The 1,932-nt window shown below is 46.4% G+C and carries 2 protein-coding genes; one reads left to right on the top strand and one right to left on the bottom strand.

Annotation, left to right across the window (positions count from 1 at the left end; genetic code table 11):
- Nucleotides 1-184: 184 nt before the first annotated feature.
- The gene (locus AC5SEO_RS26825; RefSeq protein ID WP_038493340.1) at nucleotides 185-403 is read right to left on the bottom strand and encodes a hypothetical protein; all 219 of its coding nucleotides are present in this window, start codon (nucleotides 401-403) and stop codon (nucleotides 185-187) included.
- Between the two features lie 1,126 nt (nucleotides 404-1,529).
- Between AC5SEO_RS26825 and AC5SEO_RS26830 the strand changes: the two genes are divergently transcribed.
- Nucleotides 1,530-1,748, top strand: a complete 219-nt coding sequence (locus AC5SEO_RS26830; RefSeq protein ID WP_038493340.1) for a hypothetical protein — start codon at nucleotides 1,530-1,532, stop codon at nucleotides 1,746-1,748.
- Nucleotides 1,749-1,932 lie beyond the last annotated feature (184 nt).

The following is a 1,932-nucleotide window of genomic DNA, read 5'->3' on the forward strand; positions in this document are numbered from 1 at the left end:
CGGCAGTTCCTGAAAGGATTTGTAAGAGACAGCCGTGACCATCGGCACACCTGAGACTGTGAAGTTTTTCTCGCACGATGCTGCGAAAGCCGGGCTGGAGACGGTGATCAGACCGAGAATTGCGATGGCATGTTTCATATTGCGTAATCCGGTTGTTGGTGAAGGTTTTCAGCTGCTGGCCGCATCAGAATGTCGACCGTTTTCCTCTGTAGGTTGATGGCGGTGGTAATGCTTCATGGGCTTGCGCGAGCGTTTCCAGCCATGTTGCTAGGCCATCGGGAACTGTATCGTTGCCGGCTTCCAGCGCCTCGATCCATGAGAGTTCACATTGCAAGGCAGAGGCAATATTGATTGGCGTCCAGCGGATCACCCGCAGGCATTCATTAAAGCGTTCTGGCGACATGATGATTTGTTATGTTCCCCGTATTTCCCCGCAGAGGCTCCCTCACGCAGCCGCGATAGTCAATCATTTTGTGCAACTTTTGATAGGCTGAACGATCCGTATTTAGCCTGCGATTCTATCGCGACGAGGGCAGTACGCGCTGCAGGATGCGCAGGCGGAATATTATACCTGCGTTATCGCCATTAATACATATATTTTTATATTTATACTTGCTAATTGGAATGAATTTTCACTTAGGTGGAGTAAGGTGAGGAGAATGGGTGGTTGGGTGAAGATTAGACCAGCAGTGGAGGGTATCGGTAAAACATATAATTTATTCAGGTGAGCGCACAAAACATATAAATAATTATAAACCGGTCACATTAAGGGGAGGATGGGGATTTGATTGGCGAAGTTTGCTTGTTTTGCACGCGAATAGTTTTGGATCGCTATAACCATGTGATTTTATATAGTTTTTACAGCGAGGTGGATTTATTTATATGGGGAACCGGAAGGAATCTAATTGGCAAGTGGATTGAAAAGGTGATGAAAATTGGCGGCGATCGATTACAATAACAATATCATGATATTGTTATTGTAATCGATCGCCGCCAATTTTCATCACCTTTTCAATCCACTTGCCAATTAGATTCCTTCCGGTTCCCCATATAAATAAATCCACCTCGCTGTAAAAACTATATAAAATCACATGGTTATAGCGATCCAAAACTATTCGCGTGCAAAACAAGCAAACTTCGCCAATCAAATCCCCATCCTCCCCTTAATGTGACCGGTTTATAATTATTTATATGTTTTGTGCGCTCACCTGAATAAATTATATGTTTTACCGATACCCTCCACTGCTGGTCTAATCTTCACCCAACCACCCATTCTCCTCACCTTACTCCACCTAAGTGAAAATTCATTCCAATTAGCAAGTATAAATATAAAAATATATGTATTAATGGCGATAACGCAGGTATAATATTCCGCCTGCGCATCCTGCAGCGCGTACTGCCCTCGTCGCGATAGAATCGCAGGCTAAATACGGATCGTTCAGCCTATCAAAAGTTGCACAAAATGATTGACTATCGCGGCTGCGTGAGGGAGCCTCTGCGGGGAAATACGGGGAACATAACAAATCATCATGTCGCCAGAACGCTTTAATGAATGCCTGCGGGTGATCCGCTGGACGCCAATCAATATTGCCTCTGCCTTGCAATGTGAACTCTCATGGATCGAGGCGCTGGAAGCCGGCAACGATACAGTTCCCGATGGCCTAGCAACATGGCTGGAAACGCTCGCGCAAGCCCATGAAGCATTACCACCGCCATCAACCTACAGAGGAAAACGGTCGACATTCTGATGCGGCCAGCAGCTGAAAACCTTCACCAACAACCGGATTACGCAATATGAAACATGCCATCGCAATTCTCGGTCTGATCACCGTCTCCAGCCCGGCTTTCGCAGCATCGTGCGAGAAAAACTTCACAGTCTCAGGTGTGCCGATGGTCACGGCTGTCTCTTACAAATCCTTTCAGGAACTGCCG

It is taken from the genome of Agrobacterium sp. K11, from assembly GCF_059429395.1.

Excerpts from the sequence above, each read along its gene's own strand:
- AC5SEO_RS26825 (WP_038493340.1), bottom strand. The coding sequence starts at position 403 with ATGTCGCCAGAACGCTTTAATGAATGCCTGCGGGTGATCCGCTGGACG.
- AC5SEO_RS26830 (WP_038493340.1), top strand. The coding sequence starts at position 1,530 with ATGTCGCCAGAACGCTTTAATGAATGCCTGCGGGTGATCCGCTGGACG.